The sequence below is a fragment of the Uliginosibacterium gangwonense DSM 18521 genome (assembly GCF_000373965.1).
In the GTDB taxonomy this organism is placed as follows: domain Bacteria; phylum Pseudomonadota; class Gammaproteobacteria; order Burkholderiales; family Rhodocyclaceae; genus Uliginosibacterium; species Uliginosibacterium gangwonense.
On sequence record NZ_KB892857.1, the window covers coordinates 170357 to 185994 of the forward strand.

Genomic DNA, 15638 nt, shown 5'->3' on the forward strand with positions numbered 1-15638 from the left:
AGGTCAAAACCTACCATGCCGCCCCCAAAAGAGAATCAGCACACGGTTCATTCCGTATGCCCGCACGACTGCCCCGATACCTGCGGCATGATCACAACAGTCGAGGACGGGCGCGCCATCAGGATTCAGGGGGCGGGGCAAGTCCCCATTACCCGTGGCACGCTATGCTCGAAAGTCGCGCATTACCTGGAGCGGACCTACTCCGACCAGCGCCTGCTCTACCCGATGAAGCGCGTCGGGAAAAAGGGTGAGGGGCACTTTGAGCGCATCAGTTGGGAGCTGGCCCTGCAGACCATCGCCAGCCACTTCCACACGCTTGCCAAGGAAGACCCACGCAGCATCCTGCCCTATAGCTATGCGGGGACCATGGGGCTGGTGCAGGGTGGCTCGATGGATCAGCGCTTCTTCCACCGCCTTGGCGCATCGTTCCTGGACCGGACGATCTGTGCCGAAGCGGGTGCCCAGGGCTACAAAGCGACCGTTGGCGCCACTCTGGGAACTGACCCGGAAGCCTTTGCCAATGCGCAGTACATCATCATCTGGGGAGGCAACCCGGTCGTCTCGAATCTGCATCTATGGGCGCGCATCGTCGAAGCGCGGCGCAAGGGTGCCAAGGTGGTGTGCATTGATCCGATACGCAGCCTGACGGCGGAAAAGAGCGACTGGCACCTCGCCCCTTTGCCGGGCACCGATGGGGCCTTGGCGCTGGCGATCATGAACGTGCTGATCCGCGACAACCTGTGCGACGAAGACTACATTGCCCGCTACACCACGGGCTACGCTGCCCTCAAGCGCCGTGTGGCCGACTGGACGCCCCAACGCGCCGCCGCCGAAACAGGGCTGGAAGCCGCCGATATCGAGCAACTGGCCCGTGAATACGGCAAGGACGGGCGCCCCGCCGTCATCCGCGTCAACTATGGGCTGAACCGGTGCGCGGGGGGTGGCTCGGCCATGCGTGCCATCGCCTGTCTGCCCGCACTGACAGGCCATTGGCGCTGGGCGCACGGTGGCATCCTGCTCTCCACCTCGGGGAGCTATGGCACAGACACTGCAGCGCTGACGCGACCCGATCTATATCCACAGGATGAGCGTTTCCCGCCCCGCCATATCAACATGAGTTGTATCGGGGACGCGCTGTTGCAAGCCCACGATCCGCAGATCCGAGCGATCATGGTCTACAACTCCAACCCGGTGGCGGTCGCACCCGACTCCAACAAGGTGCGCGCCGGATTCGCCCGCGAAGACCTGTTCTGCGTGGTGCACGAACTGTTCCAGACCGACACCGCTGATTACGCCGACATCCTGCTCCCGGCCACCAGCCAGCTTGAGCACTGGGATATCCACAAGTCTTACGGCCACCTCAATGTGCTGGTGAATGAACCCGCCATTGCGCCCTTGGGCGAGGCCCGCCCGAACAGTTGGGTGTTCCGTGAGCTGGCGCATCGGATGGGCTTTACCGAACCCTGTTTCGCCGAGAGCGATGAGGAGATCGGCGCCCAGGCGTTCCGCCACGACCATCCACGCAGCAGCAACATCAATATGGCAACCCTGGCCGAAACCGGCTGGCAGCGCCTGAATGTGCCAGAACCTTATGCGCCTTTTGCCGAGGGAGGCTTCCCTACCCACTCCGGCAAGTGCGAATTTTATTCCGAAGCTCTCGGCAAACAGGGCCACGATCCGCTGCCCCATTATGTGCCACCTCGTGAGGGGCCACGCTCCAACCCTGGCTTGGCCGCCCGTTTCCCGCTGGCCTTCGTCAGCCCGCCCTCGCGGCATTTCCTGAATTCCACCTTTGCCAACCTGCCACGCTTTCTGGAAGCCGAAGGTCGGCCCTGGCTGGACATGCACCCGGCAGACGCCGCCCAACGCGGTTTGAAAGATGGTGAGCGGGTGCGCATCTTCAATGACCGTGGCGCCTTCCACGCATGGCTGCGCATTGACGAAGCCACCCCAGGTGTGCGCCAGGGCGTAGTCAGCGCCCCGTCGATCTGGTGGCAGAAGCTCTCGGGCGATGGCTGCAATGCCAATGCCGTCACCTCCCAGGCGCTTGCCGACATGGGTGGTGGGGCCACCTTCTACGATTGCCTGGTTGAGGTCGCCGCCGACCCACTTTAGAACCTGCCCATAATCTTACTGCGAGGCCGTGATCGGGGTTCATGCGCTGCTCGAAATCCTCATTTATCCACATAAACTCCGGTTTCTGCGCTGCTCTTCTTTCCACGGTGTGCTTTGCACAGCACACCGGCTACGCCAGCACAGAGCGGTGCTCTGTGAAACCCTGGCTCCGCCCACTGACAGCCTCTCGCTACAGATTCTGAACAGGTTCTTGGACAAAACAAAGGCTCCTCATGTGGGAGCCTTTGTCTGGTGCTGCTGGCTGGGATCAGTCGCCCAATACCGCCCGCACATTGGCCCATTGCCGACGGCTGATCGGCAGGAGTTCAGGCACGTTGTTCAGGCGCACGGACCAGTAACCTTCGCCACCGTCCTCACCCACCGAGCGTTCAAAACCGATCACGGCCTCACGTGCCACCAGACAATTGCGGTGGATACGCACGAAGCGGTCAGGGAATTCGCCTTCCAGCTGAACCAGAGACTCTTCCAACAGGTATTCACGGTTCAGGGTACGGGCGGTGACGTACTTGAGTTCGGCCTTCAGGTAGAGTACCTCGCCGATGGGGATCAGGTGGATCTTGCCACGCTCACTACACGTCAGATGGCGGCGCGGGGCCGCGATGGTGTCGATCACATCGCGGGTGGAGTTGCTGGACTTGCGTACCTTCTGCAAGGCATTGGCCAGGCGCTCCGCGCGAACGGGCTTGAGCAGGTAATCCAGGGCGGCCAGCTCAAAGGCCTGCACCGCGTATTCATCAAACGCGGTGATGAAGATGATCTTGGGCGGGAAAGTCAGGCGGCTGGCGTGCTGCGCGAACTCGATCCCATCCATGGCAGGCATGCGGATATCGACCAGCAATACATCAACCTTCACATCCTCCAACTGCCGCAAGGCTTCAACTCCGTTGGAGGCCATGCCGACAACCTGGGTCGGTTGTTCTGAGGCAATGTCACCCAACAAATCACGAAGTCGATCACGGGCGGGCGCCTCGTCATCAACAATCATCACGGCAAGAGGTGCCAAATCCATTACTTTTCCTCCCTTCGAAGCGGCATGCGAATCCTGACTATGAATTCCCCGTCCTTCACTTCCGTAGTCAGCGTAGCTTCCAGATCAAAAAACAAATGCAGGCGTTCGCGGATATTGCCCAACGCCATCCTATTTCCTGCTGTGCGCGACGAACCTTCTTGGTGTACCGGATTACTGAGACGGACATCAAGGAAATTCCCCTTTCGTACAATCCTGACAAGTATCAGGCCAATTTCCAAGCTTGGTTCAATGCCATGATAAACGGCATTCTCCACCAGCGGCTGCAACATCAGCGGCGGAACCAGCGCGTTCAGCGGCGCGTACTTGAGTTCCCACTTGACTTGCAGGCGATCCCCCAGCCGCAGGCGCTCCAATTCAAGGTAGCGGTTGCAGAGTTCGATTTCATCACAGAGTGTCACCAGTTGGCGGCTGTCACGCATCAGATCGCGGAACAGCTCGGCCAGAGACTCCAAGGCCTGCTCGGCTCGGCGCGGGTTGGTACGGATCACCCCGAGCACGCCATTGAGGCTGTTGAAAAAGAAGTGGGGACGAATCCGCGAGGTCAGCGCCAGGATACGGGCCTCATCCAGCGCGGGCATCTGCGCGATCTGCCGCCAATAGAAGTAACACACCATCAGGGCTGCGGCCCCCAGCCCCCATAGCATGCCCAGCACGTAACCATCGGCATTTGTCGGGCGAAAGAGCAAGGACTGGCTCAACACGGCCAGCAACATGGCGATGGCGCAGACAATCATCGTCAGCTCCCGCCAGTGCAGGCGCTGCAGCCATCCACCCAGCCCGTAGAGCAGGCAGACAAACACCAGCAGGGGCAGCTCGCTTCGCCCGGCCAGGACGACACATTCCCCCCAGAACGAAGAAAAAGTGGAAATGCGCATCAACGCGGTGATGACGATCAGCGCATTGCCCAGAAAAATAATCCGCAGCAGGGCGCCCAGGTTCCGGAAATCCGGCACCAGACACTTGATGCCTGCTTCTGCTATCGTGCGTTCAGCAGTAGGCGCCGAGGATTGTTTTATACTCATACTCTTATTGCGTGGTTGTTCCATAACCGTCCGCGACTTGTCGCCTTCCAAAACGTCATCTTTTACAAACTAACATATTATGACCGATTCTTCCCCTGGCAACGGTTCCGGCGCATGGTCCGGGCGTTTTTCTGAACCAGTTTCCGATCTCGTCAAACGCTACACGGCTTCGGTGTTCTTCGATTGCCGCATGGCCACCCAGGATATTCGTGGCTCCCTGGCTCATGCCAAGATGCTTGCCCGCCAAGGCATCATCAGCGCCCAGGACCTCACGGACATTGAGCGTGGCATGGCCCAGATCGCCGGAGAGATCGAGCGTGACGAGTTCCAGTGGAACCTGGACGCGGAAGACGTGCACCTCAATATCGAACGTCGCCTCACCTCGCTGGTGGGGGACGCGGGCAAGCGGCTGCACACGGGCCGCTCACGCAATGATCAGGTTGCCACCGACATCCGCCTGTGGCTGCGGGACGCCATCGACCAGATCCTCGCCCTGATCGGCGGCTTCCAGAAAAATCTGCTCGACATTGCCGAAACCCATGCAGCCACCCCGCTGCCGGGCCACACCCACTTGCAGATTGCCCAACCGGTGACCTTCGGGCATCACCTGCTGGCCTATTACGAGATGACCCGGCGCGACGCCGAACGGTTTGTGGATGTACGCCGCCGGACCAACCGCCTGCCCCTGGGCGCGGCGGCCCTGGCAGGGACGAGTTACCCGATCGACCGCGAGTCCGTCGCCCGCGAGCTGGGCTTTGATGAAGTCTGCGAGAACTCGCTGGATGCCGTATCCGACCGCGATTTCGCCATCGAATTCTGTGCCGCCGTGGCGCTGACCATGACACACCTGTCGCGCTTCTCGGAAGAGCTGATCCTGTGGATGAGCCCACGCTTTGGCTTCATCGATCTGGCCGACCGCTTCTGTACCGGTTCCTCGATCATGCCGCAGAAGAAGAACCCGGACGTTCCCGAACTGGTACGTGGGAAGACCGGGCGCGTCAACGGCCACCTGATCGCCCTCCTGACCCTCATGAAGGGCCAGCCGCTGGCCTATAACAAGGACAATCAGGAAGACAAGGAACCCTTGTTCGATGCTGCGGATACGCTGATCGACACCTTGCGCATCTATGCCGACATGATCACCGGCATCAAGGTCAAGCAAGACAATATGCTCGCCGCCCTGGGCCTGGGCTTTGCCACCGCCACCGATCTGGCCGATTATCTCGTCAAGAAGGGGTTGCCCTTCCGTGATGCGCATGAAGCCGTGGCACTTGCCGTGCGCGCCGCCGAACAACGCGGCTGCGATCTGCCGGACTTCAGCGTTGCCGAACTCAAGGCCTGCATGGCCCATGTGCCCGGTGCTGCCGACAAAGTCGGTGACGATGTTCACTCGGTGCTGACCGTGGAGGGGTCGCTGGCCTCGCGTAACCACATCGGCGGCACAGCGCCGGCACAGGTACGTGCAGCGATTGCCCGCGCACGGGCACGTCTGGCCGCTTCCAACTAAGCACCTCACAGGGGCGGCGCCATGCGCGCCGCCCCGCACACCGCCCCTAACACTCCCCCGACATGATCGACCTGCAACTGCAAAACACTTTGCAAGAAGCCTTGCACAACCAGCTCGGCAATGCTTTTGGTATTGACCGGATGGAAATTGTAGCGGGGGGCGACATCAACACGGCCTTGCGTCTGAGTGGGCCGCAGGGATCGGTATTCGCCAAACTGCGCCCTGCCCAGGACATGGCAATGTTCGAAGCAGAAGCGGAAGGGCTGCGCGCACTCTCCCATTGCGATGCCATCTGCGTGCCCAAGGTGCTGGCTTGCACACAAGCAGGCAACATGGCCAGTCTGCTGCTCGAATGGCTCGACATTCAGCCGATCCGCAGCGAATCGGAAGCTTGCCGCGCAGGCGAAGCCCTGGCGGCGCTGCACGGCTGCAAAGGGGAACACTTTGGCTGGATGCATGACAATTTCATCGGCAGCACACCTCAATGCAATACCGAAAGTGACAACTGGGCGCAATTTTTCGTCCGCCGGCGCCTGCAACCACAATTCGCATTGGCGGCCCAAAATGGGTTTGGGGCAACATTCAAACCCTATGCCGAGGCGATTTTCGAAAAATCCCCGGCATTCTTTATCGAATACCACCCCACGCCAAGCCTCTTACATGGCGATCTGTGGAGCGGCAATCTGGGCGCCCTGCCCGATGGCACGCCTGTACTCTTCGATCCGGCCTGCTATTACGGCGACCGTGAAACCGATGTGGCGATGAGCGAACTGTTTGGCGGCCTGCCCGTTGCATTCTACGCGGCCTACCGCAAGGCGCAGCCTTTAAGCGCTGGGCATGAGTTGCGCAAACCGCTCTACAACCTCTACCACATCCTCAACCACCTGAACCTGTTTGGGCGCAGCTATCTGGGGCAGGCAGAGCGAATGGCCAGCAGTCTGGCCCGTGCGCTCAAGTGCTAAAAACAAGGCTATTTGTTCACCGCCTCAGCCTGCGTCTCAAGGCTGATGGGCGAGGTGCCATTGCCGATCTTCACGTCATGCAGACTGACGCTGGCATTGCGCACAGGCAGCGGGCCAGAGGTCTCCAGATGGACGTTATCCAGCCGGATCGCGTTGAATGTGCGTTCAGGCAGGCCCACGATATAGCCTGGCTCCTGGCTTGAACCATGCACATTCTGCACGATCACATCATGAAAATACGGGGTACTGGGCACATAGGATTGCGCCACATCCTGCGAAGCATCGGGTATGCGGGGGTAATACCCCGTGATCAGGATGGCATCCCCCACGTTTTCAAGTGTCAGATCCCGATACACCACATTGCGGATTTCACCACTGCGCTTGCGGCTGCTTTTGATGCGAACCGCATGATCCGTTCCGATAAAACGGATGCGCTCGAACACCACGTTGCGCACGCCCCCCATTGTTTCCGTGCCAATGGAAGCACCATGCCCGGCACGGAACACGCAATCGGCCACCGTGATGTTCTCCACCGCCGCGCCGGGATGCAGCGGATCAATGCTTCCTGCCTTGATGGCGATATTGTCATCCCCGGTATCAATCATGCAGTTGTGAATCAGCATGTTGCGGGTGTTCGATGGATCAATCGCATCAGTATTGGGCGAATGCGCGGGGGCGATGATCTTGACGCGATTGACCTCGATATTCTCTGAGGCATGCGGCACGAAATGGAAACTGGGCGAATTAGTCAGGGTGACATCTTCCAGCAAGGCATTCTTCACCCGCCCGAAGTACACCAAACGCGGACGGTTGGTCGGCGTGCTTTTGCCGCTTTTCTGCAAGTAATAATCCCACCACGGCTGCCCCTGACCATCAATCACCCCCGGCCCGCTTAGCGCAATGTCATGCTCATCGACCGCGTTGAGAAAAGCAATCCAGCCTTGCATGACGGCATACTTTTCATTCTGTGGTGTGACGCGATAGATCTCCCGCTCGGATGACGCTAGCAGCTTGGCACCCGCCTCAAACTGCAGACGCATGTTGCTGCGCAGGAAAAGTGGGCCGGAAAGATACTGCCCGGCAGGAAAACGCAGCGTCCCGCCCCCTTGCTGGGCACATTGGTCGATCGCCTTCTGTATCTGATCGGTCTGCAGCGTTTTGCCGTCAGCCACCAGCTTGGGCAGGGCACACACATGATCAGGGATGTTCAATTTCAGTTCAAAAGCCAGAGCCGGATGAGACAGCGCCAGCAAAAAGCTCCCGAGCGCGCAGATTTTACCGAACATGAACCGTTTCTCCACCAAAGCATGCATAGAACAGTGCGACAGTGGAAGTCTACCGGAAAACCCCCTGCAAAAGTCTGACATATTCCAACCGTTCAACGGCTGATTCCCGTTCCATTTCTCGCCTCATCTCCTGCCCCATTTTCGTGCGTATGTTACCGTTCCATCGTATACTGCGCCCCGCTGCATGGTGCGCACCGCACATGTGCAGTTCATATATCCAAAAAATACAACCACCATTGGTTGAGAGTCATTATCAAAAGGGGAATTTTCGTGAACAAGCTGTTCAGCAAAAGCAGTCTATGCATGATTGGAACATCGCTGGCCCTACTGTCTGGTTGCGCCATCAATATGCCCGTACCCGTCAAGGACATCACACCCAGCGCTGACAAATACACCAAAGCCGAAGCCGCCGCACCGGCAAGCCTGTACTTCGTTGACGCACAAACGGCTGAAAACAAGGCCAAACTGGTGACTGGGCGCATCCCGATGAACCCGACCTACCAAGGCAAGCCGCTGGATGCAGTCTCCTGGCTGAGCCGCAATACCGTGGCCGAGCTGGCTGGCCGTGGCCTGCCCGTCAAGCTAGCCAATGAAGCGGCTGGCGCCAACACCGTGCAGGTCAAGTTCCTCCACATCGAAAATCGCCGTATCAGCGGTTTTTCGCCGTTTGAAACCTTTACCAGCCTGAACGCCGACTTGGTCACCGCCAAGGGACAACAACGCATCGCCTTCTGGGTCAAGCGCGGCAAGGTACCGGTCTGGAGCTTCGATGAAGTGATCGATCCGACCTTCAATGTGCCCCTGGCACTGATGAGCAAAGAGCTGGCTGCCCGCATCAACCAATACATGTATGGCCAATCCATCAGCGATGCGCAGGTCGATGCACTGGTCAAGAAGATTGAAGGTGCTGGCAAGGAGATCAACGCCCTGGACGTCTATGAACTGGGCTTTGGCAACAACCCGCGCGCAGTTGCTTCACTGGTGAAATGGGTCAAGGCTGAAGATGGGGATGTGGCTCGCGCTGCAACCTCAGCATTGGGTATCCTGAATGCCAATGACAAGTTGCCCGTACTGGTCGAGCTGTATGAAAAAAGCAAGTCCGATGTGGAAGACCGCGCAACCGCCTTCAAGGCCATCTGCGATCTGAATGGTGCCGAGGCCAAAGCCTATGTCGCCAAGCAAGGCTCCGCACTGGCGGGCAAGGACGACCGTGAGGCCGCTACATTCAAAGCCATCATGGCCTTGTACAAATAAGACCGGTTTGTGATGGCGCATCCCTAGCGCGCCACCCCTTGTACCCGAACGCCGCATGACCACAATTGGCATGCGGCGTTTTTTGGCGGCTCAATGCCCGAACTTCTGGCACGGTAGGCATGCACGCCCCAAAGCATCTCCAAATGTGCTCGAATAGCCCCACTTGGACTTATACGTCGTACTAGCATGAATCCGTCGTACGGTTATTGCAATGGCAATTTAACACAGAGGTATAATATCAAATATCGTAAAATTTGCACATTCACGTCATTATTGATGATTATAGGCAGGCGCCACAAAACGCTGGGGTGCAATCCTTTGGCTTTCTGATCTCGTGCAGCTTTGTTACGAAATCGAGAAATCTGAAGTGTTTTTGGATTCTGCCCATGGCTTCTATCTATCACCCTGCAGCTGTTGAATAAAACGACGTACTTTAGGCACGTAAATTTTTCTGTACAAAGCCATCACCAGGACGAACCTGTAAATGTGCTCTTGAAGATACTCAATATCTTCTGCATGAAAAACCCGATGCACCAGGCCTGTCTTGTTTACTACTATCAAACACCAGTCAAAAACCATGGAAAAACGCTTTTATGCTTTATGCTTCGCAGCAATGCTGACAGCAACTTCCGCATGGGCAGACACCCCTCACGCTTCGATTGACGCACTGACCAAAATAATCAGTAGCACGCCTGAAAAAGTTCTCGTAGAAGTGGAATGTTCATCTGACAGCTCATTTGGTAATTTAACGATTGGTGGCTATGCCAAGTCTGAGGATGGGGTGGCTCATTCCTACGGTTATGTCCCAGTGCACGTGCCTCCTGGCAATCATGTGAAAGTTATTGTTTCTTTACAGCGCCCCCCTTATCACACAGCAAAACGAACAAATCTTGTCTATCTTTTCATGTACGCCAACGGGGGAAACACCATGCTGTCTCGTGTCTTCCCTCTAGCCTACGACTGGGCATCGACCAATTCAGATACAGCCGTAGCTACAGATCTACGTCCAGAAGCAGTGGATCCGACACGTCAACAAGAGATGTACGAGGCGATCAGTAATAATTTGCTGGAAAGAGAATTCAATATCCTTGATCAGCAAATCAACACCCTGATCTCATCAAGGGAGTTTGGAGAATCAGGAAATCAACTGGCGGGTGCTTTCTTTGACGCTATTGTAGATCTATCTTCCACCCAAAGACGGCAACTGAGCGAACTCATTCGAGATTGGCGTGCTAGCAACCCGAAGTCTGTTGGCGCAGTTATTGCACAAGCAATACTTTGGCAAAAGGAGGCATGGGTGCTTCGTGGTGGCGAGCACACGCCCTACGACGACCCAGATGCGGAAAGACTATTCAAAGACCGCCTGCGAAAAGCAAAAAAATTGCTGACAAGTTCAAAACCATTTGCCGGAAATACTGCCCTATGGTACCAAGCAGCCATAGCCGTCGCAGATGCGAATGGTGAAAGCAATACAGAAATCAACAAGTTGTTCGCCGAAGGGGTAAAAAAATTCCCAGATTACCTGGGTCTGTATATACAAATGGCTTACCACTGGTCGCCAACCTACGGTCGCTCAAACTGGGTCGAAGTAGAAAAACTTGCGAGCCTCGCTGTTGAAAATACAAAAAAGCAAAACAAAACAGGAAGCTATGCCACTTTTTATAATTCTTTGGAATCTCATCAAACAACAGAATTTGATTTGTTCAGGCACAGTTATGCTACTTGGCCAAAAATGAAATTGGCAGTTGAAGATCTGATCCAACAGTATCCTAAAGGCAAGCTACAGAAAAACTGGTTGGCAATATACGCTTGTCGCAGCAATGACCAGCCTGTCTTTCTTCAGGCGTGGGGGGCGCTTACAGGCAATCTGCTCAAACGGGAATGGCCATCAAATTATTCTCCGGAAATGTGTAACACGAAATTTGCGAGAAAACTCCAGACAGGAAGATGAGAATGAACAGGTTCCGAAATTGTTTTTTAGCGTTAGTGACCATTTCTTCAATGACCACAATAAACATGGCGTTTGGAGACGACCATGTGTGCAAGTCTGGATTTCGCAATATAAACGACGGAGACAAAGGCACCTATTTTCTAGAGTCCTTTGTGGCAGAGGCATTCCTCAGCGGTGGAAAAGGTCCAACTAGGCGTCATAGCGGCTATGCGGTGGTAGAAGACCCAGACTACCAATGGTTGAATGACACTATTCATCAATTAATGCTGCCAGATTGCTACTTAAAAGATGGGCAAGCCTATCAGAATGTAATTCTTCGGGGCCTCGCTAAAGGCATTACGGATGAGAATAATTGGAATAGAGCAAGGGAGAAGGTCGAAGAGTTGCGGAGAAAACGGCCAAATGAGGCTTACCCGATAGTAGCTGAGACCGAGTATTGGTACAAATACGCTTGGGACGCCCGAGGAGGAGGCTACGCTTCATCAGTCAGCCCGGAGGGATGGAAACTTTTCGAGGAACGTTTGAGTGTTGCTGAGAAAATTCTACGTGAGAATAAGGAGCTGGGATCTTCCATGCCCGCGTGGTACGAACTGATGGTTCAGGTTCAAAGCGCTATGAATCACAAAACGGATGAACGAAACAAAAATTTCCTTGAAGGCGCAGAGCGTTACAAAACCTACCTTCCGCTGTACATCTCAATGCGAAACTATGCCGAGCCCAGGTGGGGTGGATCATGGGCGGGCGTCGATCAACTCATTAAATTCGCTGCGAATAATACCAAGAAGACAGAAGGAGATACATTCTATGCGTACCTCTATTACGGTGTGCATCTCAACATGCGCGATGAAGGCAATTTTTTCAAAGAAACCAAAGTCAATTGGCCACGGCTGAAGAGTGCTTACGAGGAACTGCTCCAGCGAAGACCAGAGAGCCTTTGGCATCTAAATAATTTTGCAGCACTTGCTTGTGAGGCTGGTGACAAAAAGACCTTTCTCCATTTGCGCAAGAAGATTGGGAACACCCCTTTTGACGAATCGTGGGGAACAAGACCCTCTTTGGATTTTTGCGATGCGAAATATGGTTACAACAACTAGTTTGGAATCATCATAGAAAAAAATATTTAGCATAAACCGAGAGTATTGCGGAGTTTTCTGCAAACTCCCCTGCACATAAAAAATAGCGCCGAAAGGCGCTATTTTTTATGCAATCCAAAACAACTAAATCATCACTCCAGCCCTTGGCTGGCGAGGTATTCATCGTAGGTGCCACGATAGTCGATGATCTGCCCGTCGCCCTTGATTTCCACGATGCGTGTGGCCAGAGAACTGACGAACTCGCGGTCGTGAGAGACGAAGAACAGGGTGCCGGTAAAAGCGGCCAGCCCGGCGTTAAGCGATTCGATGGACTCCATGTCCAGGTGGTTGGTCGGCTCATCGAGCAGCAGCACATTCTTGCGCTGGAGCATGAGCTTGCCGAAGAGCATACGCCCTTGTTCACCGCCGGAGATCACGCGCACGGATTTCTTGACATCGTCACCCTGGAAGAGCAGACGGCCCAATGTGCCACGGATCAGGGTAATGGCGTCGTCACCTTCGTAACCGCCTTCACGCACGTAACCAGAGATCCAATCGGTCAGATTGTCATCGGAATCGAAGTCGTTCGCGTGGTCCTGCGCGAAGTAGCCGGGGCGGGCTTTCTCGGCCCACTTGATCGTGCCCGCGCTCGGCGTCAGCTCACCGATCAGCAACTTGAGGAGGGTGGTCTTACCCACGCCGTTTTCACCGATGATAGCGACACGATCACCCGCATCGAAGGCCACGCTGAAGCGATTGATGATCTTGCGGCTGTCATCATAGCCAAACGTGAGGTTTTCGACCTCGACGGCCTGACGATGGAGCTTTTCCTTTTCGTCATAATCAAAGCGCATCCACGGGTACTGGCGGCTGGAGGGCTTGAAGTCTTCGATCTTGATCTTTTCGATCTGCTTGGCGCGGCTGGTGGCTTGGCGGGCCTTGGATTTGTTGGCCGAGAAGCGGCGCACGAATTCCTGCAACTCCGCAACCCGTTCCTTGGCCTTGGCATTGGCGGCCTGCTGGCGCTCGCGGGCCTGGGTAGAGGCTTCCAGATAGTCGTCCCAGTTACCGGGGTAGCTCTGGATGCGGCCATAGTCCAAATCCGCCATGTGGGTACACACTTGGTTGAGGAAGTGGCGGTCGTGGCTGATGATGATCATGGTGCTGTTGCGGTTGTTCAGCACGTTTTCCAGCCAGCGGATAGTGTTGATGTCGAGGTTGTTGGTCGGTTCGTCCAGCAACAGGATGTCCGGGTTGGCGAACAGCGCCTGACACAACAGCACACGCAGCTTCCAGCCGGGGGCGACTTCGCGCATCGGGCCGTTATGCTGTTCGGTGGGAATCCCCACGCCCAACAGCAGTTCGCCCGCACGGGCTTCGGCGGTGTAACCGTCGTACTCGGCGAAGTGGTGTTCCAGCTCGGCCGCGTGCATGTAGTCGTCTTCGGTCGCCTCGGGGTTGGCGTAGATGGCGTCCTTCTCTTGCATGCAGGCCCACATCTGCTCATGGCCCATCATCACAACATCAAGTACGCGAATGTCTTCGAAGGCAAACTGATCCTGGCGCAGAAAGGCCATGCGCTCGCCGCTATCGAGGGCGATATTGCCTGCCGAGGGTTCCAGGACGCCGGCCAGGATTTTCATGAAGGTCGATTTGCCTGCACCGTTGGCGCCGATCAAGCCATAGCGATTGCCATCGCCAAACTTGATGCTGACGTTTTCAAACAGGGGCTTGGCCCCGAACTGCATGGTGATGTTGTTGGCGATAAGCACTGCGCGAATTCCTACCTGATAAGCGACGCGCCCAAAACGAGCCACGCCCTGAAAGGGCGCGATTGTACTCTTTCAAGATTTATCTTGATAGCTCAATGGCTTGCAAGGAGGTGCCAAGCCGGTTTTTCAGGCTCCCCAGCGGGTCATCAGGGTCTGCGGAATGCCGATCTGGTCCAGAATCCGGGCCACCACGAAGTCGACCATGTCCTGCACCGTCTCGGGGTGATGGTAGAAGCCGGGGTTGGGCGGCAGGATCACCACCCCCATGCGCGACAGGCGCAGCATGTTCTCCAGGTGCAGCGTGGAGAACGGCGTCTCACGCGGCACCAGCACCAGCTTGCGCCCTTCCTTGATGCAGACGTCGGCAGCACGCTTGATAAGGTCGTCCGACAGGCCCGCCGCAATGGCCGCCAGGGTGCCCATGGTGCAGGGGCAGATCACCATGGCGTCGGGGGGATTGGAGCCGGAAGCCAGCGGCGCAAACCATTCCTCGCGCCCATAGACCTGCAAACGTGATGCATCTGTCTCAAAGCGCCGACAGAGCCAATCCTGCGCATCACGCGGGCGTGCGGGCAGCGCCAGCTCAAGTTCCTGCTTCATCACCACCTGGGCGGCTTGGGAGTAGAGGAGCTGGACCACACATCCCGCCGCCAGCACGGTTTCGATCAAGCGCAGGCCATAGGGCATGCCCGAGGCGCCGGTCAGGGCAATTGCGACGGTTTTGTTCATGTTTTTTCTTCCTCCGGCCGAGCGGCCAGCAGGCCAGCCGTAATCAGGCCGTTGACAGTACCAAAGATAGTGGCCGTGGCAGAGAACACCGGCCAGAGTGCCCATAAGCCTTCGTGCGGCACCAGCCAGAGCCGGGCGAGCAGCATCTGCCCACCGATATGCCCAAAGGCGGCCAGCAGACTCAGGCTCACCGGCCCGAACCATCGCCTCGGCAAACGCACCGCAGCCCCCAGCACGAGCAGGCTGACCAGGCTGCCCGAGAGGCTCAGGAAGAAGCCCGGTGCGAACAACTGCCCCAGCAACAGGCTGGTGGCAAACACGCGTAGCAAGGCCACCCAGGCGGCATCACTCCAGCCATGGCGCAGTAACACCAGGAGCACTACGATATTCGCCAGCCCAGGCTTGACCCCCGGCAGTGGCGTAGGAATGGCGGCTTCGGCCACTGAGAGCACAATGGCAGCGGCAGCGTAGCGGGCCACGCGGTGGTCGGAAGCATCTGCCGTCAAAATTTTGGGGGCATTCATCAGTAGGTCAGGGAATCATAAGTGCTGCTGCGGCCTTCCAGTTGCAGCGTGACCTCGTTGGGGGCACAGATGGCGGCCGCTCCACTGCGCGTCAGCCAACCTTGCTTGACGCAGTATTGACGCGGGCCGGGGTCGGAGGCCACGCGGGCACGCCCGGGCTGCACTTCGATCCAGGTCACACCGATGGGGCCGGAGACTTCGAGTCGCTTGGCCCGATCCAGCGGCAGGCGGGCGACGATCTTGCCCCCCGCACGCACCACAGCAAGCTCGGGCCGATCCCCCGTCCACAGGCTGTGCCCGGCATACAGGGTGGCCAGTACCGCGAGAAGCAGCATCAGCGCATCCCCTGGCCGCATCAGTTGCAGCCAGCCACGCAGCGCTTGCAGACGCGG

General features: G+C 56.9%; 13 protein-coding genes. 6 read left to right on the plus strand and 7 right to left on the minus strand.

The window, feature by feature from the left end; all coding sequences use genetic code 11:
• Positions 1–15 precede the first annotated feature (15 nt).
• Positions 16–2115, plus strand: coding sequence for a molybdopterin-containing oxidoreductase family protein (locus tag B145_RS0115370; protein ID WP_026259180.1), 2100 nt, complete (start codon positions 16–18; stop codon positions 2113–2115).
• A gap of 268 nt (positions 2116–2383) precedes the next feature.
• Here the strand turns inward: B145_RS0115370 and B145_RS0115375 are convergent, their stop codons facing one another.
• Together B145_RS0115375 and B145_RS0115380 are read right to left on the minus strand one after the other, a co-directional pair.
• A complete protein-coding gene (locus B145_RS0115375) occupies positions 2384–3145 on the minus strand; it encodes a LytR/AlgR family response regulator transcription factor (RefSeq protein ID WP_018608476.1) in 762 nt (253 codons plus the stop codon).
• The gene (locus tag B145_RS0115380) at positions 3145–4188 is read right to left on the minus strand and encodes a sensor histidine kinase (protein WP_086010499.1); all 1044 of its coding nucleotides are present in this window, start codon (positions 4186–4188) and stop codon (positions 3145–3147) included. The genes B145_RS0115375 and B145_RS0115380 overlap by 1 nt, the downstream gene beginning before the upstream one ends.
• A gap of 79 nt (positions 4189–4267) precedes the next feature.
• On the opposite strand from B145_RS0115380, the gene argH reads away from it, so the two are divergent.
• Both argH and B145_RS0115390 read left to right on the plus strand, forming a co-directional pair.
• Complete coding sequence (gene argH / locus B145_RS0115385) at positions 4268–5695, plus strand: argininosuccinate lyase (protein WP_018608478.1); 1428 nt, start codon at positions 4268–4270, stop codon at positions 5693–5695.
• A gap of 62 nt (positions 5696–5757) precedes the next feature.
• Positions 5758–6657, plus strand: a complete 900-nt coding sequence (locus tag B145_RS0115390; protein ID WP_018608479.1) for a fructosamine kinase family protein — start codon at positions 5758–5760, stop codon at positions 6655–6657.
• An 8-nt stretch (positions 6658–6665) separates the two neighbouring features.
• On the opposite strand, the gene B145_RS25845 is transcribed toward B145_RS0115390, so the two are convergent.
• Positions 6666–7943: a glycoside hydrolase family 28 protein gene (locus B145_RS25845; RefSeq protein WP_018608480.1), complete on the minus strand. Its 1278-nt coding sequence runs from the start codon at positions 7941–7943 to the stop codon at positions 6666–6668.
• A 303-nt stretch (positions 7944–8246) separates the two neighbouring features.
• On the opposite strand from B145_RS25845, the gene B145_RS0115400 reads away from it, so the two are divergent.
• From B145_RS0115400 to B145_RS0115415, 3 genes are all read left to right on the plus strand, one after another.
• Entirely contained in the window at positions 8247–9197 is a 951-nt protein-coding gene (locus tag B145_RS0115400; protein ID WP_083917778.1) for a HEAT repeat domain-containing protein, read from the plus strand.
• 577 nt (positions 9198–9774) lie between these two features.
• Positions 9775–11148 carry a DUF4034 domain-containing protein gene (locus B145_RS0115410; RefSeq protein ID WP_157288449.1) on the plus strand — a complete coding sequence of 458 codons (1374 nt, stop codon included), beginning with the start codon at positions 9775–9777 and terminating at the stop codon, positions 11146–11148.
• A gap of 2 nt (positions 11149–11150) precedes the next feature.
• The gene (locus B145_RS0115415) at positions 11151–12242 is read left to right on the plus strand and encodes a hypothetical protein (RefSeq protein ID WP_018608484.1); all 1092 of its coding nucleotides are present in this window, start codon (positions 11151–11153) and stop codon (positions 12240–12242) included.
• Between the two features lie 131 nt (positions 12243–12373).
• Here B145_RS0115415 and B145_RS0115420 read toward each other — a convergent pair whose 3' ends face one another.
• From B145_RS0115420 to B145_RS0115435, 4 genes are all read right to left on the minus strand, one after another.
• Positions 12374–13993, minus strand: a complete 1620-nt coding sequence (locus B145_RS0115420; RefSeq protein ID WP_018608485.1) for an ABC-F family ATPase — start codon at positions 13991–13993, stop codon at positions 12374–12376.
• A gap of 126 nt (positions 13994–14119) precedes the next feature.
• Complete coding sequence (locus B145_RS0115425) at positions 14120–14722, minus strand: flavin prenyltransferase UbiX (protein ID WP_018608486.1); 603 nt, start codon at positions 14720–14722, stop codon at positions 14120–14122.
• Positions 14719–15246, minus strand: a complete 528-nt coding sequence (locus B145_RS0115430) for a Gx transporter family protein (RefSeq protein ID WP_018608487.1) — start codon at positions 15244–15246, stop codon at positions 14719–14721. Before B145_RS0115430 ends, B145_RS0115425 begins: the two co-directional genes overlap by 4 nt.
• Positions 15246–15602 (minus strand): NusG domain II-containing protein, encoded by a 357-nt coding sequence (locus B145_RS0115435; protein ID WP_051082613.1) that lies wholly within the window; start codon positions 15600–15602, stop codon positions 15246–15248. The genes B145_RS0115430 and B145_RS0115435 overlap by 1 nt, the downstream gene beginning before the upstream one ends.
• Positions 15603–15638 lie beyond the last annotated feature (36 nt).